Annotated in this window: 24 protein-coding genes and 3 tRNA genes; 19 read left to right on the top strand and 8 right to left on the bottom strand. The window is 72.8% G+C overall.

Going from position 1 to position 24,682, the window contains the following annotated elements; all coding sequences use genetic code 11:
* Window positions 1-342: 342 nt before the first annotated feature.
* The 3 genes from IAG42_RS14605 to IAG42_RS14595 all read right to left on the bottom strand — a co-directional run bounded on the left by IAG42_RS14605 (window position 343) and on the right by IAG42_RS14595 (window position 4,900).
* Window positions 343-1,002, bottom strand: coding sequence for a response regulator transcription factor (locus tag IAG42_RS14605; RefSeq protein WP_317453317.1), 660 nt, complete (start codon window positions 1,000-1,002; stop codon window positions 343-345).
* A gap of 1,165 nt (window positions 1,003-2,167) precedes the next feature.
* A complete protein-coding gene (locus IAG42_RS14600) occupies window positions 2,168-3,553 on the bottom strand; it encodes a sensor histidine kinase (protein ID WP_188337428.1) in 1,386 nt (461 codons plus the stop codon).
* A 135-nt stretch (window positions 3,554-3,688) separates the two neighbouring features.
* Complete coding sequence (locus IAG42_RS14595) at window positions 3,689-4,900, bottom strand: sensor histidine kinase (RefSeq protein WP_188337427.1); 1,212 nt, start codon at window positions 4,898-4,900, stop codon at window positions 3,689-3,691.
* A 246-nt stretch (window positions 4,901-5,146) separates the two neighbouring features.
* Here IAG42_RS14595 and IAG42_RS14590 point away from each other — a divergent pair, with 246 nt between their 5' ends.
* The 14 genes from IAG42_RS14590 to IAG42_RS14525 all read left to right on the top strand — a co-directional run bounded on the left by IAG42_RS14590 (window position 5,147) and on the right by IAG42_RS14525 (window position 17,600).
* On the top strand, window positions 5,147-5,530 hold the full coding sequence (locus tag IAG42_RS14590) for an NADH-quinone oxidoreductase subunit A (protein ID WP_188337426.1): 384 nt from the start codon (window positions 5,147-5,149) through the stop codon (window positions 5,528-5,530).
* A complete protein-coding gene (locus IAG42_RS14585) occupies window positions 5,521-6,132 on the top strand; it encodes an NADH-quinone oxidoreductase subunit B (RefSeq protein WP_188337425.1) in 612 nt (203 codons plus the stop codon). The genes IAG42_RS14590 and IAG42_RS14585 overlap by 10 nt, the downstream gene beginning before the upstream one ends.
* Complete coding sequence (locus IAG42_RS14580; protein ID WP_188337424.1) at window positions 6,129-7,553, top strand: NADH-quinone oxidoreductase subunit C; 1,425 nt, start codon at window positions 6,129-6,131, stop codon at window positions 7,551-7,553. Before IAG42_RS14585 ends, IAG42_RS14580 begins: the two co-directional genes overlap by 4 nt.
* Window positions 7,550-8,518, top strand: coding sequence for a complex I subunit 1/NuoH family protein (locus tag IAG42_RS14575; RefSeq protein WP_188337423.1), 969 nt, complete (start codon window positions 7,550-7,552; stop codon window positions 8,516-8,518). The genes IAG42_RS14580 and IAG42_RS14575 overlap by 4 nt, the downstream gene beginning before the upstream one ends.
* Window positions 8,518-9,135, top strand: coding sequence for a NuoI/complex I 23 kDa subunit family protein (locus IAG42_RS14570; protein ID WP_188337422.1), 618 nt, complete (start codon window positions 8,518-8,520; stop codon window positions 9,133-9,135). Before IAG42_RS14575 ends, IAG42_RS14570 begins: the two co-directional genes overlap by 1 nt.
* Window positions 9,132-9,749, top strand: coding sequence for an NADH-quinone oxidoreductase subunit J family protein (locus IAG42_RS14565; RefSeq protein WP_223206004.1), 618 nt, complete (start codon window positions 9,132-9,134; stop codon window positions 9,747-9,749). Before IAG42_RS14570 ends, IAG42_RS14565 begins: the two co-directional genes overlap by 4 nt.
* Window positions 9,749-10,150, top strand: coding sequence for an NADH-quinone oxidoreductase subunit NuoK (gene nuoK / locus IAG42_RS14560; protein ID WP_188337421.1), 402 nt, complete (start codon window positions 9,749-9,751; stop codon window positions 10,148-10,150). The genes IAG42_RS14565 and nuoK overlap by 1 nt, the downstream gene beginning before the upstream one ends.
* Complete coding sequence (locus IAG42_RS14555; RefSeq protein WP_188337420.1) at window positions 10,147-12,162, top strand: NADH-quinone oxidoreductase subunit 5 family protein; 2,016 nt, start codon at window positions 10,147-10,149, stop codon at window positions 12,160-12,162. Before nuoK ends, IAG42_RS14555 begins: the two co-directional genes overlap by 4 nt.
* Before the next feature lie 6 nt (window positions 12,163-12,168).
* Window positions 12,169-13,743, top strand: coding sequence for a complex I subunit 4 family protein (locus tag IAG42_RS14550; protein ID WP_188337419.1), 1,575 nt, complete (start codon window positions 12,169-12,171; stop codon window positions 13,741-13,743).
* The gene (locus IAG42_RS14545) at window positions 13,740-15,275 is read left to right on the top strand and encodes an NADH-quinone oxidoreductase subunit N (protein ID WP_188337418.1); all 1,536 of its coding nucleotides are present in this window, start codon (window positions 13,740-13,742) and stop codon (window positions 15,273-15,275) included. The genes IAG42_RS14550 and IAG42_RS14545 overlap by 4 nt, the downstream gene beginning before the upstream one ends.
* Window positions 15,276-15,338: 63 nt before the next feature.
* On the top strand, window positions 15,339-15,797 hold the full coding sequence (locus tag IAG42_RS14540; protein WP_188337417.1) for an MscL family protein: 459 nt from the start codon (window positions 15,339-15,341) through the stop codon (window positions 15,795-15,797).
* Between the two features lie 189 nt (window positions 15,798-15,986).
* Window positions 15,987-16,850 (top strand): zinc metalloprotease HtpX, encoded by an 864-nt coding sequence (htpX, locus tag IAG42_RS14535; RefSeq protein WP_188337416.1) that lies wholly within the window; start codon window positions 15,987-15,989, stop codon window positions 16,848-16,850.
* Window positions 16,847-17,239, top strand: a complete 393-nt coding sequence (locus IAG42_RS14530) for a YccF domain-containing protein (RefSeq protein WP_188337415.1) — start codon at window positions 16,847-16,849, stop codon at window positions 17,237-17,239. The genes htpX and IAG42_RS14530 overlap by 4 nt, the downstream gene beginning before the upstream one ends.
* A gap of 88 nt (window positions 17,240-17,327) precedes the next feature.
* Window positions 17,328-17,600: a GlsB/YeaQ/YmgE family stress response membrane protein gene (locus IAG42_RS14525; protein WP_188337414.1), complete on the top strand. Its 273-nt coding sequence runs from the start codon at window positions 17,328-17,330 to the stop codon at window positions 17,598-17,600.
* Between the two features lie 91 nt (window positions 17,601-17,691).
* On the opposite strand, the gene IAG42_RS14520 is transcribed toward IAG42_RS14525, so the two are convergent.
* The gene (locus IAG42_RS14520; RefSeq protein ID WP_188337413.1) at window positions 17,692-18,180 is read right to left on the bottom strand and encodes a YajQ family cyclic di-GMP-binding protein; all 489 of its coding nucleotides are present in this window, start codon (window positions 18,178-18,180) and stop codon (window positions 17,692-17,694) included.
* Between the two features lie 235 nt (window positions 18,181-18,415).
* Here IAG42_RS14520 and IAG42_RS14515 point away from each other — a divergent pair.
* Window positions 18,416-18,497 (top strand) — tRNA-Tyr (locus IAG42_RS14515).
* An 81-nt stretch (window positions 18,498-18,578) separates the two neighbouring features.
* On the opposite strand, the gene IAG42_RS14510 is transcribed toward IAG42_RS14515, so the two are convergent.
* Window positions 18,579-19,883 carry an MFS transporter gene (locus tag IAG42_RS14510; protein ID WP_188337412.1) on the bottom strand — a complete coding sequence of 435 codons (1,305 nt, stop codon included), beginning with the start codon at window positions 19,881-19,883 and terminating at the stop codon, window positions 18,579-18,581.
* Window positions 19,884-20,041: 158 nt separating this feature from the next.
* Between IAG42_RS14510 and IAG42_RS14505 the strand changes: the two genes are divergently transcribed.
* Window positions 20,042-20,917: a winged helix-turn-helix transcriptional regulator gene (locus IAG42_RS14505; protein WP_188337411.1), complete on the top strand. Its 876-nt coding sequence runs from the start codon at window positions 20,042-20,044 to the stop codon at window positions 20,915-20,917.
* A 34-nt stretch (window positions 20,918-20,951) separates the two neighbouring features.
* On the opposite strand, the gene IAG42_RS14500 is transcribed toward IAG42_RS14505, so the two are convergent.
* Window positions 20,952-21,677 carry a nucleotidyltransferase domain-containing protein gene (locus IAG42_RS14500; RefSeq protein WP_188337410.1) on the bottom strand — a complete coding sequence of 242 codons (726 nt, stop codon included), beginning with the start codon at window positions 21,675-21,677 and terminating at the stop codon, window positions 20,952-20,954.
* A 172-nt stretch (window positions 21,678-21,849) separates the two neighbouring features.
* Between IAG42_RS14500 and IAG42_RS14495 the strand changes: the two genes are divergently transcribed.
* Complete coding sequence (locus IAG42_RS14495) at window positions 21,850-22,095, top strand: hypothetical protein (RefSeq protein ID WP_223206003.1); 246 nt, start codon at window positions 21,850-21,852, stop codon at window positions 22,093-22,095.
* Between the two features lie 45 nt (window positions 22,096-22,140).
* Here the strand turns inward: IAG42_RS14495 and IAG42_RS14490 are convergent, their stop codons facing one another.
* Both IAG42_RS14490 and IAG42_RS14485 read right to left on the bottom strand, forming a co-directional pair.
* On the bottom strand, window positions 22,141-22,797 hold the full coding sequence (locus IAG42_RS14490) for an SDR family oxidoreductase (RefSeq protein ID WP_188337409.1): 657 nt from the start codon (window positions 22,795-22,797) through the stop codon (window positions 22,141-22,143).
* A 145-nt stretch (window positions 22,798-22,942) separates the two neighbouring features.
* A complete protein-coding gene (locus tag IAG42_RS14485; RefSeq protein ID WP_188337408.1) occupies window positions 22,943-24,202 on the bottom strand; it encodes an amidohydrolase family protein in 1,260 nt (419 codons plus the stop codon).
* 263 nt (window positions 24,203-24,465) lie between these two features.
* Here IAG42_RS14485 and IAG42_RS14480 point away from each other — a divergent pair.
* A tRNA-Thr gene (locus tag IAG42_RS14480) sits at window positions 24,466-24,538 on the top strand.
* Window positions 24,539-24,571: 33 nt separating this feature from the next.
* Window positions 24,572-24,644: transfer RNA gene (locus tag IAG42_RS14475), tRNA-Met, on the top strand.
* The last annotated feature ends 38 nt before the right edge of the window (window positions 24,645-24,682 follow it).

Below are 24,682 nucleotides of genomic sequence, written 5' to 3'. Positions count from 1 at the left end.
CCACCCTACGTCTGTAAGGGTCACCTTCCTCTGAGCGATCGCCGCATGGACCGCATATTGAGACGTCGTCTCGTCCCGGTTCGCCATGGTCCGTCCGCCCCCTGGGGTCCCGCTCGCGCCCTACTCGAAGACGCAGGCCGCGCGTCCTTTGGTTCTGGTTCCGGTGTCGTGCGTGTGCTGTGTGCGGTGCCGTGCGGTGTCACGCGGTGTCGCTTTTGTGTCGTGCGGCACGGGTCGGTGCACCGGCGGCGCACCGGTGCGCCGGGTCGGCGTACCGGTGTGTCCGACCGGCGCACGGGTGAACCTCGTCGTCGTGCCGCTATCTGACAGAGTGTCAGGTGCTTACGAGTTCAGGTAGGTCAGGACGGCCAGAACGCGACGGTGATCCCCGTCACTCGGCGACAGCCCCAGCTTCAGGAAGATGTTGCTCACGTGCTTCTCGACCGCGCCGTCGCTCACGACGAGCTGGCGGGCGATCGCCGAGTTCGTCCGGCCCTCCGCCATCAGGCCCAGGACCTCGCGCTCACGCGGGGTGAGGTTCGCGAGGACGTCCTGCTTGCGGCTGCGGCCCAGCAGCTGGGCGACCACCTCGGGGTCCAGGGCCGTGCCGCCCTGCGCCACCCGTACCACCGCGTCCACGAACTCCCTGACCTCGGCCACCCGGTCCTTGAGCAGGTAGCCCACACCGTGGCTGGAACCCGCCAGCAGCTCCGTCGCGTATTGCTCCTCCACGTACTGGGAGAGGACCAGGACGCCCAGGCCCGGGAAGCGGCCGCGCAGCTGGACGGCGGCGCGGACGCCCTCGTCCGTGTGCGTCGGGGGCATCCGGACGTCCGCGACCACCACGTCGGGGAGCTGGTCCTGGTCACCCAGCTCGGTGATCGTCTTGACCAGGGCCTCACCGTCGCCGACGCCCGCGACGACCTCGTGCCCGCGGTCGGTCAGCAGCCGGGTCAGGCCCTCCCTGAGCAGCACTGAATCCTCGGCGATGACCACTCGCACCCTGACCTCCACGATTCTCTGTCCCCCCGCCTGTCGTCCCTGACGGGGTCCAGCATTACAGCCCCTACGCCCCGGCGTGGCCCACCGCGACATTTGGCCCGGGGCGGGTGGGGTGACCCGGCTTCCTGGGAGCGGGGGGCGACCCGACCGGGCCGGCACTGATGCGAGCCGGCCGCCCGGTCCGCCGCCGACCCGAGCCGACTGACGGGGCCCGCGCCGAGGCTCCCGCGCTGGGTGAACCGGCTGACGGGGCCCGGGCCGAGGGTCCCGCGCTGGGTGAGCCGGCTGACGGGTCCCGGGCCGAGGGGGCCCGCGCTGGGGTGTACCGGCTGACGGGTCCCGGGCTGGGGTGAGCCGGCTGACGGGGCCGGCGCCGCTCCGAGCCGGCTGACGGGTCCCGGGCCCTTCGCCGCTTCTACGGGACTGCGCCGCCCTGCCCGTCCACGCGGCCCTATTGCCCGCCCCCTTCTCCCACCCTCCCGCCCCCTCCGGGGACGTCGGCCCGGCGCCCGGCCTCGGGGAGTGCGTCTCCCTGGGTACGCGTTCCGGTCGCCCCCACCTTGGGGCAGCCCCGGCTTCCGGCCGCCGGCAACCTCGGGCAGCCACGCCGTGCCGCGCCTGGCCCCGACCCCTTTCCCACCCGCCTGCCCCCTCCGGGGACGTCGGCCCGCGCCGGGCCTCAGGCGGTACGTCCCCCGGTTACGCGGTACGGGTCCATCGCGGGGCGGGGCTGTATCGACGTACGGCTCCGCTGCGGGCGCGCTCCGTCGCGGGGTGCGACCGACGGCCCCTGGGGCACGCGGAGCGTGTCTTCAGGGGCGCGGGGAACTGCGCGACCAGCCACGACGGCGCAGTAGTCGGGGGCGATGCTCAGCCCCTACGGCGCCGACGCCCGCAGCTGAGGCCGACCGATTCGCGCACCCGGCACCTGGGTGCCGCCTTGCCCACCCGTGCCGCCCCAGGCGGCAGACTGCCCAAGGCTAGGTCGATGCGACCGGGTGCATCCCCGGAGCCGGGGTGCCGTCCTAAGACGTCCCCGGCCCGGCACCCCCAAGCACCACCGCCCGCCCCCAAACCCGCCCAAAATCGAGCGGGCGCCGGGCGCCCGGCGCCGGGCGGCGATGGGGTGGCCCGCACGCAGACGTACCCCCCGCCGCCGCAAGGCTCACGCTCGGCGCCAAGGCAGCTCCGCCGTGACACGGGTCGGACCGCCGGGGGCCGAGTTCACCAGGAGGATTCCGTCGACCGCCTCGATGCGGTCACGGAGCCCGGCCAGCCCGCTCCCGCCGGAGGCCTCCGCCCCGCCGACCCCGTTGTCGTACACCTGGAGCATGAGCCGCCCCCCGGCCCGCCACACGTCCACCGACGCCCGCGTGGCCCGGCTGTGCTTGCTGATGTTCTGGAGCAGCTCGGAGACGGTGAAGTACGCGATGCCCTCGATCGCCGGCGCGGGCCGCTCCGCGAGGTCGACCTCGACCGTCACCGGCACGGTGCAGCGCGAGGCGACGGAGGAGAGGGCGGCGTCGAGGCCGCGGTCGGTGAGCACCGCCGGGTGGATGCCGCGGGCCAGGTCACGGAGTTCCTGGAGCGCCGTCTTCACCTCGCCGTGCGCGTCGGAGACCATCCGCGCCGCCGCCTCCGGGTCCTCCGCGAGCTTCTCCTTCGCGAGCCCGAGATCCATGGCGAGCCCGACGAGCCGCGCCTGCGCCCCGTCGTGCAGGTCCCGTTCGATGCGCCGCAGGTCGGCGGCGGCGGTGTCGACGACGACTCCGCGGTCGGACTCCAGTTCCACGACGCGGGTCTGGAGCCGCGACGGGCCGAGCAGTCCGACGACCGCCAGCCGGTCGACCGTCGTCAGCGCCCGGATCACCCAGGGCGTCACAAGGGTCACGGCGAGTCCGATCAGCGCGGTGACGGTGATCTCGAAGGGGTTGTCCAGGTAGACGGAGTGGGCCTCGTCGCCGTAGAGCTGGATGCCGCCCTGGCCGCCGTACATGGGGAAGACCCACTGCCACAGGGGGTACGTGAGCAGGGTCCAGCCGGTCGTCCAGAACGCCACGGCCACCCCGAAGGAGAAGACCGCCCACGGCAGGTGCAGCACCCCGTACAGCAGGCTCCGCCAGGAGACCCCGCTCTTGAGGACGGCCCCGATCCACCCCATCGGCCCGTTCTTGCGGGGCCGCACCGGCTCGGGCGAGCCGACCGTGACCCCGAGCAGGGTCCGGGCCCGGACCCGTTCGAGCGCCCCGAACCCGCGCGCCCCGGCGAGCGCGCCCGCGAGGACCGGCACCCCGATGAACGTGATGAGCAACCCCGCGCCCAGCGACACCATGGTCACGGCCCACACGAACCCGGCGATCGCGATCGGCAGGCTGAGCAGCACGTAGGCGAACTCGCGCCAGGCCCGCCCCTCGATCGGCGCCCGCAGCCCGGCCGGCAGCCGCCCGAGCCCGCGCCGCGGCCCGCCCCCGCCGCCCCGGTGCTCGTGGTCGTCGCGCTCGTCGTACGCGTACGAGTACTCGCCCCGGTGTCCGTACTGCTGCGTGGCCATGGACGTCATCCGTTTCTGTCGTTCCGTCGCGTTCGGCGAACCCGCTCGGCTCCCGTTCTGCCCTGTGCTCCAGCCTCCCGGCCGGCCGTGTCCCGGACCATCCGGCGGGTCGGCGTCTGCGACCGGGGGTTTTCCCTACCTCTGGCGCGCGACCGGGCCCGGTTCCCGGTCCCGCCACGGCAGCTCCGCCGTCACCGTCGTGCCCGCGCCCTCCGGCGAGTCCACGACGAACAGCCCGTCGACCGCCCCGAGCCGCTCCGCGAGCCCGGCCATCCCCGTGCCCTTGTCGACGGACGCGCCGCCGCGCCCGTCGTCGCGTACCTGGATGAGCAGCCGCTCCTCGGTCCGCCACACGTCGACCGAGGCCTGGGCCGCCCCGCTGTGCTTGCTGATGTTCTGGAGCAGCTCGGAGACGGTGAAGTACGCGATGCCCTCGATCGCCTCGGCGGGCCGGGCCGGCAGTTCGACGGTCACCTTCACCGGCACCGTGCAGCGCGAGGCCACGGAGGAGAGGGCGGCGTCGAGGCCCCGGTCGGTCAGCACCGCCGGATGGATCCCGCGGGCCAGGTCGCGCAGCTCCTGGAGCGCCAGCTTCACCTCGCCGTGCGCCTCGTCGACCATCGCGGCGACGGTGTCGTCGACCTGCCCCTCCGCCAGCTTCTCCTTGGCCAGGCCGAGCCCCATCGCCAGGTTGACGAGCCGCGCCTGCGCCCCGTCGTGCAGGTCCCGTTCGATGCGCCGCAGGTCGGCGGCGGCGGTGTCCACGACGACCCCGCGGTCGGACTCCAGTTCGGCGATGCGCCGCTCCAGCTCGTCCGAGGGGGAGAGCAGGGCACGCACCATCGCCCGGTCCGCGTTGGTCAGGCCCCGCGCGATGAACGGCAGCACCGGCCACAGCACGAACAGGCCCACCAGCGTCACCGCGAACGTCAGCACGCCCCAGGGCAGCCGGATCACCACGTACAGGACGCTGCGCCAGCCCACCGGGTCCTTCAGGCCGTTCCACAGCCAGCCGAAGAAGCCGCCCGCGCGCCGCACCGGCAGCGGACTCGGCTCCTCCACCCGCACCCCGAGCAGCGCCCGGGCCCGCGCCCGCTCCGCCCGCCCCAGCATCCGCGCGCCCCGCAGCCCGGCCGCGATCAGCGGCAGCCCGATCACGGTGACGGTGAGACCGGCGCCGAGCGCCAGCATCGTCACCGCGTACACGAAGCCGAACACGGCCAGCGGGAAGCTGCTCAGCAGGAACGCGATCTCTTTCCACGTGTGCCCGTCGTACGCGAAGCGCGCCGGGGGCAGCGCCGGCGGGGCGCCGGGGGTGTCGACTGGGGGGACAAGTGGCTCGGTCATAGCCGAAAGGGTGCCCTGCGCGCGTGACCGGACGCCATGAGGCGGACCGCCCGGGACGAACGGGGGATAACCCCACCTCGCGCGGTGGACCCGTGTCCGCGCCTCGGACCAGGCTGCTTACCCTCCCTTTAACAGGCCCTAGACTCCCGTGCGTACAGATCGTCCGTACAGATCGTCGAACACGACGAACACGACGAAACCAGCACAGCGAAGCCAACACAACGAACACGCGAGGGGCGCTGAGACGTGACCGTCATCGCGGTGGACTACTTCCGGTCGTACTCGGTGGTCGGACTGCTCGCCGTCGTCGGCGTGCTGTTCGTCGCCGTCGCCTTCGGCGCGGGCCGCCTGCTGCGGCCGGTGGCGCCGACCCCGGAGAAACTCCTCACCTACGAGTGCGGCGTCGACCCGGTCGGCGACGGCTGGGCCCACACCCAGGTCCGGTACTACGTGTACGCGTTCCTGTACGTGATCTTCGCGGTCGACTCGATCTTCCTGTTCCCCTGGGCGACCGTCTTCGCCGCACCGGGATACGGCGCGACGACCCTCGTCGAGATGTTCATCTTCCTCGGCTTCCTGGCCGTGGGCCTGCTGTACGCATACAAGAAGGGCGTCCTGACGTGGACGTGACCCCCGCATCCGAACCCGTGGACCTTCCGGAGCCGAAGCGTCTCGGCGTGCTGTCGCGGCTCGCCCCCGAACCGATGAAGGTGGTCCTCAACTGGGGCCGCCGCTACTCGCTCTGGGTCTTCAACTTCGGACTCGCCTGCTGCGCCATCGAGTTCATCGCCGCGTCCATGGCCCGGCACGACTTCATCCGGCTCGGCGTCATCCCGTTCGCCCCGGGCCCGCGCCAGGCCGACCTGATGGTCGTCTCCGGGACCGTGACCGACAAGATGGCCCCGGCCGTGAAGCGCCTGTACGAGCAGATGCCCGAGCCGAAGTACGTCATCTCCTTCGGCGCCTGCTCCAACTGCGGCGGCCCGTACTGGGACTCGTACTCGGTGACCAAGGGCGTCGACCAGATCATCCCCGTCGACGTGTACGTGCCCGGCTGCCCGCCCCGGCCCGAGGCGCTGCTCCAGGGCATCCTCAAGCTCCAGGAGAAGATCGCCCGGGAGTCGCTCGGCGAGCGCTACGCGTCCGCCGACGCCGCGGCCGGGCGGCCCTCCGCCGCCGCGCTGAGCAGCGGTCTCGTCCAGCCGCCCGCGCCGTCCGGGGGTGACCGATGAGCTGGCTGCCGAGCCCCGTCGAGGAGCTCTTCGGCGCCGACGCCATCGTCGAGGAGGCGTACGACCTGCTCACGGTCGACGTCCCCGCCGCCACCTGGCTCACCGCCCTGGAGACGGCCCGCACGACCCTGGGCTGCACCTATTTCGACTGGCTGAGCGCGGTCGACGAACCGGAGACCGGCTTCCGCGTCTGCGCCCACGTCGCGGCCGTCGCCCCCGGTTCCGTACGGCGTCTGCTGCTGCGCACGACCGTGCCGCACGCGGCGCCGGTGCTGCCGTCCGCCGTCGGCGTGTACGCCGGGGCTGCCTGGCACGAGCGTGAGACGCACGAGATGTTCGGCGTCGACTTCACCGGCCACCCGCACCTCGTCCCGCTGCTGCTGCCCGACGGTTTCGAGGGGCACCCGCTGCGCAAGGACTTCGTGCTCGCGGCGCGCGTCGCGAAGGCGTGGCCGGGAGCGAAGGAGCCGGGGGAGTCCGAGCACGGGGGCCCCAAGCGCCGCCAGATGCTCCCGCCCGGCGTGCCCGACCCCAACGACTGGGGCCCCATGAAGGGCCAGCTCCCGCCCGCGCCGGCCCGCCCGGCCCGGGGCGTGGGGCGCGCCGCCGGCGCGGGTGCCGCCGGAGAACGCCCGGCCCGCCGCGCCCGCTCCGCGAGCGAGGGCTCGGCGAGCCAGACGGCGGTTCCGGGTGCCGCGGGTGCCGGTGCGGAGGGTGCCGAGCCGGCCCCTCGCCCTGCGCGGCGTACGCGCTCGGCGAGCGAGGGCTCGGCGAGCCAGACGGCGGCTCCGGGTGCCGCGGGTGCCGGTGCGGAGGGTGCCGAGCCGGCCCCTCGCCCTGCCCGGCGTGCCCGCTCGGTATCGGAGGGCTCGGCTTCGCAGCGCCCGGCTCCGGCCCGGAGCACCGAGGGTGCCGAGAGCTCGGAGGAGGGTGGGCAAGGCGGCACTCCGGCGCCGGAGGCCCCTTCATCGGACGGCACGCCCGGCGCCGCCGAGTCCGGGACACCGGCACAGGCCCCCGCCAAGTCCCGCCCGAGCGATGCCCCCTGGCACCACGCCCGCCCGGCCTTCGACGAACCGACGCCCCCGGCCGCGCCGAAAACGCCCGGCGAGCCTGAGGCCGAGCCTGCGCCTGAGGCCGAGTCCGCGTCCGGGCCCGTGTCCGCGCCTGAGGACGAGTCCGGGCCCGCGCCCGAGCCTGAGGCCGAGAACGAGCCCGCATCCGTGGCTGTGCCCGAGGCCGAGCCCGCCCCCGTGGCTGAGCCCGAGCCCGATCGGACCCAGGCCGACAGCCCGGAAGGTTCTGAAAGCCCCGGCGCCCCCGAAGGCCCCGGCACCCCCGAAGGCCCCGAAGGCCCCGGCACCCCCGAAGGCCCCGACAGCCCCGAGAATCCCGAGCGCCCCGAAGGAGGTACACGGTGAACGACGCGCTCGACGTAGCCCTGCGGCTCGTCGTCGTCTTCGTGGCCTTCCTCGTGCTCCCCCTGGTCGTGGGCCAGACCGAGCACAAGGTCATGGCCCACATGCAGGGCCGCCTGGGCCCGATGTACGCGGGCGGCTTCCACGGCTGGGCCCAGCTGGTCGCCGACGGCGTCAAGTTCGCGCAGAAGGAGGACGTGGTCCCGGCCGAGGCCGACCGCCGCGTCTTCCAGCTCGCCCCCGCCGTCGCCCTGCTCCCGTACCTCCTCGTCCTGCTCGCGATCCCGGTCGGCCCCGCCGACGGCGCGGTCGGCCAGGTCGTCGACGCGGGCATCTTCTTCGTGCTCGCGGTGATGGGCGTCGGCGTGCTCGGCTCGCTGATGGCGGGCTGGGCCAGCGCCAACAAGTTCTCCCTCCTCGGCGGTCTGCGCACCGCCGCCCAGCTCCTCGCGTACGAACTCCCGATGCTGCTCGCCGCCGCGTCGGTCGCGATGGCGGCGGGCACGGTGTCGCTGCCCGGCATCCTCGACGCGTTCGAGTGGTGGTGGCTGCCCTGGCAGATCGTCGGCGCGCTCGTCTTCTTCGTCGCGGGCCTCGCCGAACTGCAGCGCCCGCCCTTCGACATGCCGGTCGCCGACTCCGAGATCATCTTTGGCGCGTACACCGAGTACACGGGCCTGCGCTTCGCCCTGTTCCTGCTCGCCGAGTACGCGGGCATCGTCGTCCTGTGCGGCCTGACCACCGTCCTCTTCCTGGGCGGCTGGCACGGCCCCTGGGGCGCGGACGGGCTCGGCTGGGTCTGGACCCTGCTCAAGACCGCGATCCTGGCCTTCGTCGTGATCTGGCTGCGCGTCACCTACCCCCGCCTGCGTGAGGACCAGCTCCAGAAGCTGTCCTGGACGCTCCTCGTCCCGCTCGCCCTGGCGCAGATCGCGCTCACCGGAATCGTGAAGGTGGCGATCAGCTGATGTCCGCGAAGTTCCCGGGATCGGGCCTGGCCAAGGGCCTCGCCGTCACCCTGCGCACGATGACGCGCAAGACCGTCACCGAGCAGTACCCGGACGTCCAGCCCGAACTCCCGCCCCGTACGCGCGGCGTGATCGGCCTGTTCGAGGAGAACTGCACGGTCTGCATGCTCTGCGCCCGTGAGTGCCCCGACTGGTGCATCTACATCGACTCCCACAAGGAGACGGTGCCGCCGGCCGCCCCGGGCGGCCGCGAGCGCAGCCGCAACGTCCTCGACCGGTTCGCCATCGACTTCTCCCTCTGCATGTACTGCGGTATCTGCATCGAGGTGTGCCCCTTCGACGCGCTGTTCTGGTCGCCGGAGTTCGAGTACGCCGAGACGGACATCCGCGAGCTCACTCACGAGCGGGACAAGCTCCGCGAGTGGATGTGGACGGTCCCGGCCCCGCCCGCGCTCGACCCGGCCGCCGAGGAGCCCAAGGAGATCGCGGCGGCCCGCAAGACGGCCGAGAAGCTCGCCGCGGCCCAGCAGGCGGAGGCCGAGCAGGCCGCCCCCGACCACTCCACTGACGGCCCCACCGACGGGCCCACTGACGGACCCGGAAAGGAGCCCGCATGATCACCGCCGCCGCGATCAGCGCACCCGCGATCACCCCGGCCGCGACCGGGACCGCGCACGGGTTCCTCTCCCCGACCGGCGTCGAGATCGCGTTCCTGCTCGTCGGCCTGGTCACCTTCGGCGCCGCGATCGTCACCGTCACCACGAAGCAGCTCGTGCACGCGGCCCTGTGGCTGATCGTCACCCTGGGCGGCCTCGCCGTCGAGTACCTCCTGCTCACCGCCGAGTTCATCGCGTGGGTGCAGGTCCTCATCTACGTCGGTTCCGTCGTCGTCCTCCTCCTGTTCGGACTGATGCTGACGCGGGCGCCCATCGGCCGCTCGCCGGACGCGGACGGCCCGAACCGCCCGGTCGCCCTGGGCGTCGCGCTCGTCTCCGCCGCCGCCCTGGTCTGGGTCGTCGTCGACGCCTTCCGCACGACGTGGATCGACCTCGACACCGTGCAGGGCGACACGGCGGTGACCGGCTCGGTCCTGTTCCGGCACTGGGTGCTGCCCTTCGAGGCGCTCTCCGTCCTGCTCCTCGCCGCCCTCGTCGGCGCGATCGTCCTGTCCCGCAGGAAGAACGCGGCCGAGCGGGCCACCACCCCCGCCGCACGGGAGGGCAACCGCTGATGCACCTCGCCTATCCCGCCGTCCTGGCGTCCCTCCTCTTCTGCACGGGCCTGTACGGCGTACTGGCCCGCCGCAACGCGATCCTGGTCCTGATGTCTGTCGAGCTGATGCTCAACGCCGTCAACCTCAACCTCGTCGCCTTCGACGTCTGGCTCCGCGACACCCTGCACGCCGGCCAGGCGCTCACCCTGTTCACCATCGCCGTGGCCGCCGCCGAGATCGGCATCGGCCTCGCGATCGTCCTGGCCGTGTACCGGGCCCGCGGCACCTCGGACATCGACCGGCTCCGCGACTCCGCCGAGCCGCGCGACCCGGACGACGAACCCGACGCCCCCGCCGCCCCCGAAGCCGCCGCGGGCGCGAGCGGCGCCGCCGACGAGAAGGCCGAGGCCACCGCGTGACCACCACGACCCTCGCCGTCCTCGTCCCCCTCCTGCCGTTCCTCGGCGCCGCCGCCGGCCTGCTCCTCGGCCGCACCGCCCCCGGCTTCGTCCGCCCCCTGGCCGTGCTGCCGACCGTGACCGCCCTGGTCCTGGCCGTGCTCGTCGCCGTCCGGCAGGGCGGCGGCACCGGCAACCACACCGCGGCCCTCGACGCGCACACCGAGCTCACCCCGACCGGCTCCGTGCCGATCGAACTCGCCCTGCACATCGACGGCTTCGCCGCCCTCGTCGCCGTCCTCGTCGGACTCGTCGCGACCTGCGTCCAGCTCTACTCGACCGGCTACCTGCGCGACGACCCGCGCTACCCCTCGTACGCCGCGCTCGTCTCCCTCTTCACCTCCGCGATGCTCCTCGTCGTCTACACGGGCGACCTGATCGTGCTGCTCGTCGGCTGGGAAGTCATGGGCATCTGCTCGTACTTCCTCGTCGGCCACTACTGGGAGACCCCCGAGGCGCGCGCCGCCTCCCTGAAGGCCTTCCTCGTCACGAAGCTCGGTGACGTCCCCTTCCTGATCGGCCTGTTCGCGCTCGCCGCGGACGCCGGCTCGTTCCGCATCACGACGGTCCTGGGCCAGGTCACGACCGCGGGCGGCCTCGACCACCCGACCCTGATCGCGCTCCTGCTCCTCGCCGGTGTGGCGGGCAAGTCCGCGCAGTTCCCGCTGCACACCTGGCTGCCCGACGCGATGGCGGGCCCCACGCCCGTCTCCGCGCTCATCCACGCCGCGACGATGGTCGCCGCCGGTGTCTACTTCGTCGCCCGTCTCCTCCCGGTCTTCGCCGCCTCACAGGCCGCGCTGATCGTGCTGGCCGTCATGGCCGCCGTGACCATGGCCGGCTCCGCCCTCGCCGCGCTCGCCCAGGACGACATCAAGCGCGTCCTCGCGTACTCGACGGTCGGTCAACTCGGCTACATGAACGGCGCCCTCGCCGTCGGCGACCGCGGCGCCGCCGTCTTCCACCTCCTGTCCCACGGCGCCTTCAAGGCGCTGCTGTTCCTCGCGGCGGGCGTGATCATCCACGCCGCCGGCACCAACTCCCTGGCCGCCATGTCCCGCATGGGCGGCCTGCGCGACCGCGTGCCCGACGCCTTCTGGACGATGACCGTGGCGCTGCTCGCGCTCGCCGCGATCCCGCCGTTCAGCGGCTTCTTCTCCAAGGAGGCCGTCCTCGGCGCCGCCGAGCACACCGCCACCGGACACGAGCACGGCGTCCCGGCCGCCGCCGGCTGGATCGTCCTGATCGCCGGCCTGGTCACCGCGCTGCTCACCGCCGCCTACGCGACCCGCCTGTGGCTGCTGGCCTTCAACGGGCGCGGCGCCCCGGCCCCCGACCACGGCCGCCAACCGCTCGTCATGAACCTCGTGCTGTGGGTCCTCGCCATCCCCTCCCTCGCTTTCGGTCTGGCCACGGCAGTGCTGCCCGACTGGTTCGACGGCCGCTCGCTCGCCCCGACCCTGACGACCTCGGTGCTCGGCACCGGAGTCGCCCTCGTCGGCGGCCTGGTCACGTACGCGGCCTGGCGGCACACCACCGCAATGGCCGCCCGCCCGCCGCTCGGCGCCGTCGCGATCGACACCGAGACCGGCGACGGCGGCCTCGTCGAGGCGGAGGCCATCGCGAGCCACGCCGCGGCCTACGGCGACATCGCCGCGGCCCCGGACCCGGCCGACCCCGGCCGGCTCCTGCTGGGCCCGCTGCACCGCCACGCGGCCACCGGCTTCCACCTCGACGCCGTGTACACCGCCCTCTTCGTCCGTCCCGTCCGGGCCGCCGCCTCCCTGGTCGCGTTCCTCGACCGGGCCGTCGTCGACACGTACGTACGCGGAGCGGCCGAGACCCCCAAGGCACTCGGCTGGGCCGTGCGCCGCGCCCAGACCGGCAACGTGCAGACCTACCTCAGCGCCCTGCTCGCAGGCACCGTCGTCCTGGTGGTCGCCGTCGTCCTCGTCGCCACCGCCGGAGCGTGAGCAGCCGTGATCGATATCAGCGAATCCGTGATGCAGCTTCTTCTCGCACTGATCGTCGTCGGCCCGCTCCTCGGCGCGGCCGCCGCTCTCCTCCCGGCCCCGCCCGGGCTGAAGGGGAAGACCCCCGACCAGGCCGTGCTCCGCCACGGCGTGACCGTGACCGGCGTGATCCTTCTCGCCGCGATCGTCCTCGCGCTCGGCTTCGACCACGACCATCCGTCGAAGATGCAGGCCACGACGGACATCAGCTGGATCCCGGCGCTCGGCATCCGGATCCACCTCGGCGTCGACGGCATCTCCCTCCCCCTTCTCGTGCTCACGGCGCTGCTCACCTTCCTGTGCGCGCTGTACTCCTACTTCAAGATGCCTTCAGGCCCGTCCCCGAAGGCCTTCGTCGCGCTCGTCCTCGTTCTGGAATCGGGCACGCTGGCGACCTTCGCGGTGCTCGACCTCGTCCTGTTCTTCCTCGCGTTCGAGATGGTCCTCATCCCGATGTACTTCCTCATCGCCCGCTGGGGCGGTGCCGGACGGCAGGCGGCCGCCTGGAAGTTCATCCTCTTCACGCTCCTCGGCTCGGTCGTGATGCTCCTCGGGCTCCTCCTTATCGGCGTTAAGGCGGGCACGTTCGACATGGTGGCACTCGCCACTGACAACGGCCGGGGGCTGACCACGTCCGTGCAGGTCATCGCCGTTCTGGCGATCGGGATCGGGCTCGCCGTGAAGACCCCGATGTGGCCGCTGCACAGCTGGCTGCCGGACGCCCACACCGCCGCCCCGACCGTCGGCTCGGTGCTCCTCGCCGGCGTCCTGCTCAAGATGGGCACGTACGGGTTCGTCCGGATCCTGCTGCCCGTCGCGCCCGACGGAATGCGGACCTTCGCGCCGTACCTCGCCGCGCTCGCCGTCATCGGCATCGTCTACGGATCCCTGGCCTGCCTGAACCTGGCCAGGCAGGGTGCGAAGGGCGACCTCAAGCGCCTCATCGCGTACTCCTCCGTCGGCCACATGGGCTTCGTGCTGCTCGGCATCGCGACGATGACCCCGACCGGAGTGAACGGCGCCCTGTTCGCCAACATCGCCCACGGCCTCATCACCGGCCTCCTCTTCTTCCTCGTCGGCGCGCTCAAGGACCGGGCCGGCACCAGCGACCTCGACACCCTCGCCGAGCAGGGCGGCATGGCCCTCTACGGCCGGGCTCCCCGCCTCGGCGGCCTCCTCGCGTTCGCCGCCGTCGCCTCGCTCGGACTGCCCGGACTCGCCGGATTCTGGGGCGAGATGCTCGCCCTGTTCGGCGCCTTCGAACCGGCCGACGGGCTGAGCCGCCCCGCGTTCCTCGTGTTCATGTCGATCGCCGCGTTCGGCACCCTGCTCACCGCCGCCTACATGCTGATCGTCGTCCGCCGCGTCTGCATGGGCCCGCGCGGCCACGAGACCCCGGCCCTCGCCGACGTGCACGGCTACGAGTTCGCCGCCTGGACCCCGCTCGCCGCCCTCACCGTCCTCGCGGGCCTGTGGCCCGCCGCGCTGCTCGGCCTCACCGACCCGGCCGTGCAGAAGCTCCTCGCTGGAGGCCTCAAGTGACCGCCGTCGCCGCGCCCTCCGTGGCCTCCCTCGTCCAGTCCGTCGACTGGCTCGCGATCGCGCCGCCCACGCTCACGGCGATCGTCGGCCTGATCGTGCTGGTCGCCGACCTGTTCGTCGCCGAACGCCACAAGCAGCTCCTCGGCTGGATTTCCGTCGCCGGCCTCGCCGTCGCCGCGCTCACGCTGATCCCGATTCTTGGCGACGACCGCTCCACGTTCTGCCTCAAGGACGCGGGCTACGACGCCTGTAGTTACACGGCCGACCAGTTCACCCTGGTCGTCCAGTTCCTCGTCCTCGCCGGCGCCCTGGTCACGGCCCTGCTGTCCGTCAACACCCTGAAGGACGCGCGGAAGACCGGCGAACCGCTGCCCGACGGCGAGTTCTGGTTCCTGCTGCTGTCCTCCGCCGCCGGCGCCGCCCTCCTGCCCGCCTCCCGCGACCTCGCCACCCTCGTCGTCGCCCTCGAAGTGGCCTCCCTGCCCGCCTTCGCCCTCGTGGGCCTCAAGCGCGGCGAGCGGCGCTCCGCCGACGCCGCCCTGAAGTTCTTCCTCTCCTCGGTCACCGCGACCGCCGTCACCCTCCTCGGCGTGAGCTTCGTCTACGCGAGCACCGGCAGCCTGCACCTCACACGGATCGCCACCCAGCTCACCCACGTGGACGGGCAGCTCGACACCCTCGCCCAGGCGGGCGTCGCGCTCACCCTCGTGGGCTTCGCCTTCAAGACCGCCGCCGTACCGTTCCACTTCTGGGTGCCCGACACCTACGTAGGCGCACCGCTGCCGGTCGCCGCCTACCTGTCGGTCATCGGCAAGGCCGTCGGCTTCACCGGCCTCATCCTCGTCACCGTCGTCGCGTTCCCCTCGTACGCCGACGTGTGGGGCCCGGCCCTCGCCGCGCTCGCCGCCCTCACCATGACCGTCGGCAACGTCGCCGCGCTGCGCCAGCAGGCCACGCGCGCGTACAGCGCCGTCCGCCTGCTCGCCTGGTCGTCCGTCGGCCAGGCCGGCTACCTCCTGGTGCCGATCGCCGCGGCCGCCTACTCCGACGACCCCCAGAAGTCGATCGGCTCCACGCTCGCCTACGCCCTCATGTACGCGGCCGTGAACCTCGGCGCCTTCGCCGTGGCCGCCCTCGTGGCCCGTACGCGGCCCCTGAACCGCCTCTCGGACTACCGGGGCCTGTACGCCTCGCGCCCGCTCGCCGCGCTCGTCCTGGGCTTCTTCCTGCTGTGTCTGGCCGGACTGCCGCCGGGCGTCATCGGCCTCTTCGCGAAGGTCACCGTCTTCTCGGCGGCCGTCGACGCCGGCCTCGGCTGGCTCGCCGTCGTCATGGCCGTGAACGTCGTCGTGGCGCTCTACTACTACCTCCAGTGGACCGCTGCCCTCTTCCGCGCCCCCGAAGGCGAGAGCGCCCCGCACCGCGGCTCGGCCCCGCTGACCGCCGCGATCGCCGTCACCGCCGTCATCGGCGTCGCCCTCTCCGGAGCGCCCCAGCTGGTCCTGCGTTTTGCTTCGACGGGCCTGTTCTAGGCACCCTCGTAGCGGCACCGTCGTGCCGCACACCCCCGAGACGCCACATCAAGGAGAGACGCCGTGCTGACCGGCTTCAAGGACTTCATCCTCCGCGGGAACATCGTGTCGATGGCCATCGGCCTCGCCGTCGGTTCCGCCTTCACCGCGGTGGTCACCGGCTTCAGCACGGCGTTCATCGCGCCCCTCATCGGCCTCGCCACCCGCTCGACCGGCGACTTCAGCAAGGCGCACTTCGTCGTCGACGGCACCGAGTTCCCGTACGGCAAGTTCGTGAGCGCCGCAATCGCCTTCTTCATCACCGCGGCCGTGCTCTACTTCCTCGTCGTCGTCCCGATGATGAAGCTCCAGGCCCGCCTGGACCGCGGCAAGCCCGTCGACATCAAGGCCGCCCTGCGCGACTGCCCGCGCTGCTACAGCCAGATCCCCGGCGTCGCCACCCGCTGCGCGCACTGCACCAGCGAGATCAAGCCCGACCCCGAGGCGCTCGAGCTCGCGGGCCTCGTCCCCGAGCAGCGCTGACCCGTACGGCCCACACGCGTCCCCCGCGCGCACAAGGGAACTCACCCCTCTCGTCTGGCGTTGACCGGTACGGGAGGGTCCACTGGACCGTGACAGGCACGACAGGGCCGCACCGGCCCGCGGGCCCAGTGGAAGCAGCAGACAAGCAAGCAGTGGGTTCCCCTGCCGCACCATTCAGGAGGACGTACCGTGCACCGCCGGCACAACGGGCTGAGGACCGCCGTACTCCTCGGGGGCCTCTCCGCCCTCATCCTCGTCATCGGCAGCTTCTTCGGCCGGACGGGACTCATCGTCGGACTCGTCGTGGCGATCGGGACGAACGCGTACGCGTACTGGAACAGCGACAAGCTGGCCCTGCGCGCGATGCGGGCCCGCCCCGTCAGCGAGTTCGAGGCCCCCGGGCTCTACCGGATGGTCCGCGAGCTCTCCACCCAGGCCCGCCAGCCGATGCCGCGCCTGTACATCTCCCCGACCGAGGCGCCGAACGCGTTCGCGACCGGCCGCAATCCGCGGAACGCGGCGGTGTGCTGCACGGAGGGGATCCTGCGCATCCTGGACGAGCGCGAGCTGCGCGGCGTCATCGGCCACGAGCTCAGCCACGTCTACAACCGGGACATCCTGATCTCCTCGGTCGCCGGAGCCCTCGCCTCCGTGATCATGTTCCTGGTGAACTTCGCGTGGCTCATCCCCGTGGGCCGCTCGAACGACGACGACGGCCCCGGCCTCCTCGGGATGCTCCTGATCATGATCCTGGGCCCGATCGCCGCGTCCCTCATCCAGCTCGCCATCAGCCGTTCGCGCGAGTACGAGGCCGACGCCTCGGGCGCCCAGCTGACCGGTGACCCGCTGGCCCTGGCCAGCGCGCTGCGCAAGCTCGACGCCGGCACGAAGCAGCTGCCGCTGCCGCCCGAGCCGCGCATCGAGACGGCGAGCCACATGATGATCGCGAATCCCTTCCGCCCCGGGCAGGGAATGTCGAAGATGTTCTCCACGCATCCGCCCATGGCGGAGCGCATCGCCCGACTCGAGCAGATGGCAGGTCCACAGCGGTGAAGACGATCCTGAACGTGATCTGGCTGGTCCTGAGCGGCTTCTGGCTGTTCCTCGGCTACCTGGGTGCCGGACTCCTCCTGTGCATCACGATCATCGGCATCCCCTTCGGCCTGGCCGCCTTCAGAATCGGCATCTACGCCCTGTGGCCCTTCGGGTACACGACGGTGGAGCGGCGCGACGCGGGCGCACCCTCGTGCGTCGGCAACGTGCTGTGGCTGATTCTGGCGGGCTGGTGGCTGGCGCTCGCCCACATCTTCACGGGCCTCGCCCTGTGCCTGACGATCATCGGCATCCCGTTCGGCATCGCCAACTTCAAGATGATCCCGGTGTCGTTGATGCCCCTGGGCCGCGAGATCGTCCGCACGGACATGCCGTTCGCGTCCCGCTGATCCGCAACCGCGGAGGGAGTTTTCCACGTCCTTCAGGGCAGGAGTGAGCAGGTAGTTCACACCGCACACCAGAGGGGCGTCACACGGCATGGGCATCATCGGTTGGATCGTTCTGGGTCTGCTCGCGGGTCTCGCGGCCAAGATCCTGCTCCCCGGCCGCGACCCGGGCGGCCTCGTCGGCACGACACTGATCGGCGTCGCGGGATCCTTCATCGGCGGCTGGATATCGGCCCGTTGGCTCGACCGGCCGATCACCACGGAGTTCTTCGACACCGCGACCTGGGTCTCCGCGATCGGCGGCGCCCTGGTCCTGCTGATCGTCTACCGCATCTTCTTCGGCGACTCCCGCGCCCGCCGCTGAGCGAGCGCCGCGAGCCACCCGTCACGTGCAGAGGCGGTGCCCCCGAGGCCGGGGCACCGCCTCTGCGCATGTGTACTCAGGTACGCGTCGCCTACCGGTAGTTCACGAACTGGAGGGCGAAGTCGAAGTCCTGGCCCTTGAGCAGCGCCTGCACGGCCTGGAGGTCGTCACGGCTCTTGGAGCTGACCCGCAGCTCGTCGCCCTGCACCTGCGCCTTGACGCCCTTGGGGCCCTCGTCGCGGATGATCTTGGCGACCTTCTTGGCGTTCTCCTGGGAGATGCCCTCCTCGATGGAGGCGAAGATCTTGTACTCCTTGCCGGACAGCTGCGGCTCACCGGCGTCGAGCGCCTTCAGGGAGATGCCGCGCTTGATCAGCTTGGACTGGAAGACGTCGAGGATGGCCTTGACCCGCTCCTCGGAGTTGGCCTCCATCAGGATCTTCTCGCCGGACCAGGAGATGGACGCGCCCACGTTCTTGAAGTCGTAGCGCTGCGAGATTTCCTTGCCGGCCTGGTTGAGGGCGTTGTCGACCTCCTGCCGCTCGACCTTCGAGACGATGTCGAAACTGGAGTCGGCCATGTCCTGTGGCTCCTTGTATCGGGGTATCGGGGAACTGATCGGCGACGGGACCGGGGATCCGGCCGCGCTCCGGTCGGGGCGCGCACCGGGGCTCCGCGCCGGTACAAAGCCTAGCCACCGCGCCGGGTGCGACCGACGATCAATCGGGTGGCGAAGCACCCCCGTACATCAGGTATTGTTTACGTCGTTGCCAAGGAGCACCGCCGAAAAGCGGGGTCCGTGGCAGCGAACCCAAGGCGGTGTGCCCGAGCGGCCAAAGGGAGCAGACTGTAAATCTGCCGGCTCAGCCTTCCCAGGTTCGAATCCTGGCGCCGCCACAGGTTGGGTGAAGCCCCCTCCGGATTCCGGAGGGGGCTTCTTCATGTCCGGGGCCCGGGTGGGCCCCGGGCGCGGCCGGATCAGGTCAGGTCGCGGTTCCGGCCCACCGGGCCGGCGAGCAGGTAGAGGCCGGGGAGCAGGGCCGCCGCGCAGACCGCCCACAGCGCCGCGTGCGTGCCCGCCAGCGTGGCGAGCAGGCCCGCGGTGAGGGCGCCGAGCGGCAGGGCGCCCCAAGAGACGAAGCGGACCGTGGCCATGACCCGGGAGAGCAGCTCGGGCGGCGACTGGGTCTGGCGGTAGGTGCGGGTCGTGATGGAGCCGATCGCGCTGCCGAAGGAGAAGCCCGCCATGGCGAGCCCGAACCAGAAGGCGTCGGACGCCGACGTGGTCAGCGGGGCGAGGAGCAGCAGCGCGCCGCCCGCCAGGTCGGCCACGATGACGCCCCGCGCGGTGCCCAGGCGCCGGGTCACCCGTACGGCGACCGCGGAGCCGGCGAGCGCCCCGACGCCGTCCATGGCGAGGACCAGGCCGAGCTGGGCGGAGTTGAGCCCGGCCTCGCGCACCAGGTAGAGCGGGGTGAGGGCGAGCAGGGCCGCGTTGAGGAAGTTCGCGGCCGTCGCCCAGAACATGCAGGGGGCCATCACCGGGTGCCGCAGCACGTACCGCAGGCCCTCGCGCATCAGGCGCAGCGCGCTCGCGCCCGGCGGCGGGGCGACGGGCCTGCGCTCGGGCAGGGTGCGCAGCAGGACGGCCGAGGCGAAGTAGCTGCCCGCGTCCACGACGAGCGTGCCCACCGGGCCCGTCGCCTGCACGAGGAGGCCGCCGATGGACGGGCCGCCGGTGTCGGTGACCGCGTGGGTGCCGGACATCAGGCTGTTGCGCGCGGCGAGCTGCTCGGTCGGCACGACGGCGGGCAGGAACGTCGAGTTGCCGATGTCGAACAGCACCGTCGCCGCGCCCGTGACCAGTGCCGCGCCCAGCAGGTGCGCGTACGTCAGATGGCCGAGCCACCAGGCGAGCGGCAGCGATCCGAGCGCCGTGAACCGGACGAGGTCCAGGGCGACCTGGAGGCGGCGCAGCGGGACCCGCTGGGCGATCACGCCCGCGGGCAGGCTCAGCAGCAGCCACGAGACCTGCCCGGCGGCGGCCAGGAGCGCCGCCTCGAACGCCGAGACGTGCAGCACGGTGAGGGCGACCAGGGGGAGGGCCAGCGCGGTGACGGCGGTGCCGCCGTTGCTGATGGTGGCGGCGGTCCAGTAGCGCCAGAAGACGCCCGACGAGGAGGCCGGGGGAGCCGGCGGGGTTGTCGGCGGGGCCGGGCTCGGGGCCTCGGCCCCGGCTCTGCCCTCGGGCTCCGTGGCCTGCTCGGTCTTCGCCTCACTCATGCGGTGCATCCCCCGTGGGTCGGCTTGCGCGTGCGTGAGTTCCTTTTGGGAACTCACTCCTTAGGGTTAGTTCCTATCGGGAACTCACCGCATGGCGCAAGATGGTTCCGACGAGCGGAACGCGAGCGTCACGGACGAAGGAAGGGTGAGCGGGAGTCATGGTCAGGTCGGTGCCCGAGCGGGACGCGGCCTGCGCGATCGCGCAGGCCGCCGCCGTCGTCGGCGACTGGTGGAGCCTGCTCCTGGTCCGCGAGACGGCCCGCGGACACCACCGCTTCGACGCCCTCCAAGAGGAGTTGGGCATCTCCCGCAAGGTCCTCGCCGAACGCCTCGCCCACCTCGTCGACGCCGACGTCCTGGAGAAGGTCCCCTATCAGAGCGGCCCCGTCCGCTACGAGTACCGGCTGACCGACAGCGGGCGCGGCCTGCTGCCCGTCCTGCTGTCGATGCAGGACTGGGCCGACCGCTGGGTCTTCGGCGACGGCTCCCTCAGCGGCACCGCCGACGAGGAGAGCGAGCAGGCGCGGCGCGTGGCCGCGCTGGTGGGGGAGGCGCTGCCCCGCCTCGAACTGCCGGGTCACCGCGACGGCGCACCGCTCGACCCGGTCGAGCCCGGCGCCAAGGCCACGGTCCTGTTCTGCTACCCCGCCACCGGCCGCCCGAGCCCGCTCCCGGACGGCTGGGGCGACATCCCCGGCACCGTCGGCTGCACCCTGGAGAACCGGCTCTTCCGCGACGCCTACGAAGAGTTCCGCGCGGCCGGTGCCGAGGTACGCGGCGTGAGCACCCAACGCCCCGACGAACAGCGGGTGTTCGCCGTCGAGGAGGGCATCCCGTTCACGCTCCTCTCGGACGTCGACCTGCGCCTCGCCGCGGCCCTGCGCCTGCCCGTGTTCCGCGCCGGCCAGGCCCTGCGCCTCAAGCGCGCCGTCCTCGTCGTGGACCGCGACCGCGTCGTCCGCCACGCCCGCTTCCCGGTCACCGACATCCCGACGGCGGTCACCGAGTCCCTCACGGCCGTACGGACCCTTTAGCCGGGCTGGGTGGGTCGCGGCGCCTCTGCGGCCCTCAGCTCCGCACCTCCACGTACCCCTCCCGCAGCTCCCCGCCGACGAGGTCCAGCACCGCCCGCACCGCCGCGGCCAGCGCGCCCGGGTCACCCGTTTCGGCGATCGCGCGGTGCCCCGCGAGCAGCGTCCCGCCGTGCTCCGGATCCGCCGCGAGCAGCCGGCGCGGCAGCCAACGCCCGATCCCCGTCCAGGCGTTGTGGTGCGCGGTCAGCAGATGCGCCGCCTCCCGCAGCGCCGCGTCGGCGACCGCCAGCTGCTCGGAGCGGGCCTCGCGCGGGGTGTCGTACAGGTCGTCGAGCCAGCAGGTCAGCACATAGCGGGAGCGCTCGCGCTGCGCCTCGGTGAGCGGCAGCGGACCCGCCGCCAGGACCTTGCGCGCCCGTTCCCTCATCCGGGCGACCTCACCGTACGGATCGGCGAGCACGAGGCCCTCGTCGTACAGGAACAGGACCGTCCCGCGCCGCACGGCCCGGTCCTCCTCGAAGAACCGCTCCAGGTCCGGGCCCGCGTGCAGGAACAGTTCGGAGAGTCGCCCCTCGTGACGGATCACCTCACGCCGGGCCGGTGCGCCGTCGGGCAGCAGGACCGCGATGTCCAGATCGCTGGTGCCGCGCGCCGTGCCCCGGGCCGCGGACCCGCCGAGCACGGCGCCCCGCGCCCGCGGAAACCGTTCGGTCACGAGCCGGCGCGCCTGCTCGGTCAGTGCCTTCACGAGTTCGTCCATGCGACACGGGTCTACCGGCCCCCCACCGGACGGGTCCAGCGCTTTGCCCCGCCGCCGACTCCGTCCAACTTGGCCCCCCGCGCCGGGTCGTCAGCCCCGCCGCACGCCCCGTCGTCCGCCCGGTCGCGCACTCCGGCGTGTGCCCGCGGCGATCACGACGCAGACTGAACCCATGCCGAGCATGCCCACCACGTCCTCCGTGCCCTCCGTGTCCCGCCGCCGCAGCTGCCCCGAGTGCCGCCGTGACATCGCCGTCGTCGGCGGCAGGTTCGCCCGTCACGACCCGCCCGGAGCCCGCGAGGCGGGCGAGCTCGTCTCCTGCCCGGGATCACGCCGCCCGGCCCAACTGGGCGCCGTCCAGGACACGCTCGACGGCTACGCGGTCCCGCACGTGCCCGGACAGCTGCCGCTGTTCTGAGAACACGTCAGGCACCGTACGGAGCCGGGCGGTTCGGAGCCGGAATCAGTTCCCCGCGACCGACTTCACGGCCACCGCGACCGGTGTCGAGCCCGACACCAGCTCCAGCGTCAGACCGGCCGTGGCGGTCGACTCCACGAGCTCGGCGAGAACCGCCGCCACGTCGTCGCGCGGCACCGGTCCGCGCCCCGTGGACGCCTCCAGGCGGACCAGACCCTTGCCGGCGTCGTCCGTGAGCTGTCCGGGCCGCAGGATCGTCCAGTCGAGGCCCGTACGGCGGCGCACGTCGTCGTCCGCCGCGCCCTTCGCCCGCAGGTACACGTCGAAGATGTCGTCGCCCTTGTGGGCCGCGTCGGCGCCCATCGACGACACCACGACGTACCGGCGCGCCCCGGCCCGCTCCGCCGCGTCGGCGAACAGCACGGCCGCGTCCCGGTCCACCGTGTCCTTGCGGGCGGCGCCGCTGCCCGGGCCCGCGCCCGCCGCGAAGACGGCCGCGTCCGCGCCCTGCAGATGCGCCGCGACCTCCTCGACGGACGCCGACTCCAAGTCGCACAGGACGGGCTCCGCGCCCGCCTCCCGCAGGTCGTCGCCCTGCTCGGGCCTGCGGATGATGCCCGCCACCTCGTCCCCGCGCGCGGAGAGCAGCCGCTCGAGCCGCAGCGCGATCTGACCATGTCCACCAGCGATGACAATGCGCATGCCTTCGACCGTACGCCGGGAGCGGGAGGTTGACCGCGCAACCATGTGGGCGGCGCGCGGGCCGCTCCCGGGCCGGATTCCTCCGGTTCGCCGCGCCCCGGACGATGACGGGCCGTCACTCACCCCGAGCGGCGGGCGCCGGCCGCTACGCGGGCCCGCCGCCCCCGTAGTTGGCGGCCCGCCCCTGGCGCGGCAGGTCCAGGGCGACGGCGGCCGCCGAGTCGCAGTACTCGCGCACCGCACTGGTCCGGGCCACCACCCGGCCCCGGTGGATGACGAGCCGGCTGTACGCGAGCGACAGCGCCCCCGCCAGCTTGTCTCCCCGCACCGCGAGCAGCTCCGCCGGGAAGCCGGCCTCCACGCGCACCTCGGGCAGCCCGAGCGCGGCCCTGGCCGCCGAACTCACCGCCCCGTACGCCTCCTCGGGCCGCAGCCCGTACCGGGAGGCGAGCAAGTACGCGGCCTCCAGGGGGTCGCCCCGGCCCACCGGGTTCGACACGTCGCGCAGCGCCCCGCTGCCCGCCGCCACCCGCACCCCGGCCGCCCGCAGCAGCCGCACCGGAGCGACCCCGCGTCCGTCCACCCCGGCGCAGCCGCCCTGGGGCAGGCAGGTCACGGTGACGCCGGCCGCCGCGAGCCGGTCCGCCGCCCGCCGGGCCGCCTCGCCGGGCAGTCGCGCGAGCCCGCCGAGGGGGCCGACCGTGACGCCGGTGCGCAGTCCTCCGGCCGCCGCCGCGAGCCGTTCGAGCCGGGCCGGATCGGCGCCCTCCGTGTGCAGGTCGACCGGGCAGCCGTGCTCCGCCGCGACCTCCAGGACCGCCTCCACGTAGCCGGTCGGGTCGGGGTCCAGGTCGGGGCAGCCGCCCACCACGGACGCGCCCATCTTGAGCGCGTCCCGCACCATGGCGAGGCCGTTGGCTCCGGCGACCCCGGTGAGCAGCCGCGGCATCGCCACGGCCCGCAGATCGGCGAGCCCCACCAGGGAACGCCGCGCCTGGAGCACGGCCTCCATGGAGCCGAGCCCCTCCATGTCGCCGAGCCGCACATGGGAGCGCACCGCCGTCGCCCCGTGCCCGAGCTGCAGCAGCGTCGCCTCCGTGGCCCGGCGCTGCACCTCCTCCGGGTCGTGCGACACGGGCCCCTCGCCGTCCGCGGACAGGGCGGTGTCGCTGTGGGCGTGCGGCTCCGCGGGGGCGGGCAGCAGCAGGTAGCCGGAGAGGTCCACGCGCGCGCCGCGCGCGATGAGGCTGCCGGCCGTGCCGACCGCCTCGATGCGTCCGCCGCCCAGCCGTACGTCCACGCTCCTGCCGTCGGTGAGCCGGGCGCCGCACAGGAGCAGCCCGGAACCTTCGGGCGCGGCGTCGGGGGAGCCGGGCGAGGGCGGCTGCTGGGGGCTGTCGGGCATCACGCTCCAGGGGCTCGTCGAGGGGCTCGCGGCGCGGACCGGCCGTGCGCGGGGCGCACAGCAAGATCACGCGGAGGGAGCCGACTCTAGGGCGGCCGCGGGCACGCTTCGGGGACCGCCGCAAAAGTCGTACTGATGGGGTCCGAAGGGACCGGTGAGGCGCGCGGGGCCGGGCCGGGAGAGGCCCGGGCCCTTCCCGCGCGGGGGGTCGGCGAAACGGATTTGGGCGATCGGCGCGCGACCGTGTAATGTCTTCCTCGCTCGCCCCAATAGCTCAGTCGGTAGAGCGTCTCCATGGTAAGGAGAAGGTCTGCGGTTCGATTCCGCATTGGGGCTCTGGTACCACCTCGTTCGCAAGGTGAGTATCAAAGCGGTGTAGCTCAGTCGGTAGAGCAAGCGGCTCATAATCGCTGTGTCACCGGTTCAAGTCCGGTCACCGCTACTGACAGTAGCCGATTGCAGGGTCGGTCCTTCGATCGG

The sequence above is a fragment of the Streptomyces xanthii genome, from assembly GCF_014621695.1.
GTDB classification, from domain to species: Bacteria; Actinomycetota; Actinomycetes; order Streptomycetales; family Streptomycetaceae; genus Streptomyces; species Streptomyces xanthii.
Note: the sequence above shows the minus strand (reverse complement) of the source record. Positions and strands in the feature narration are given on the sequence as shown.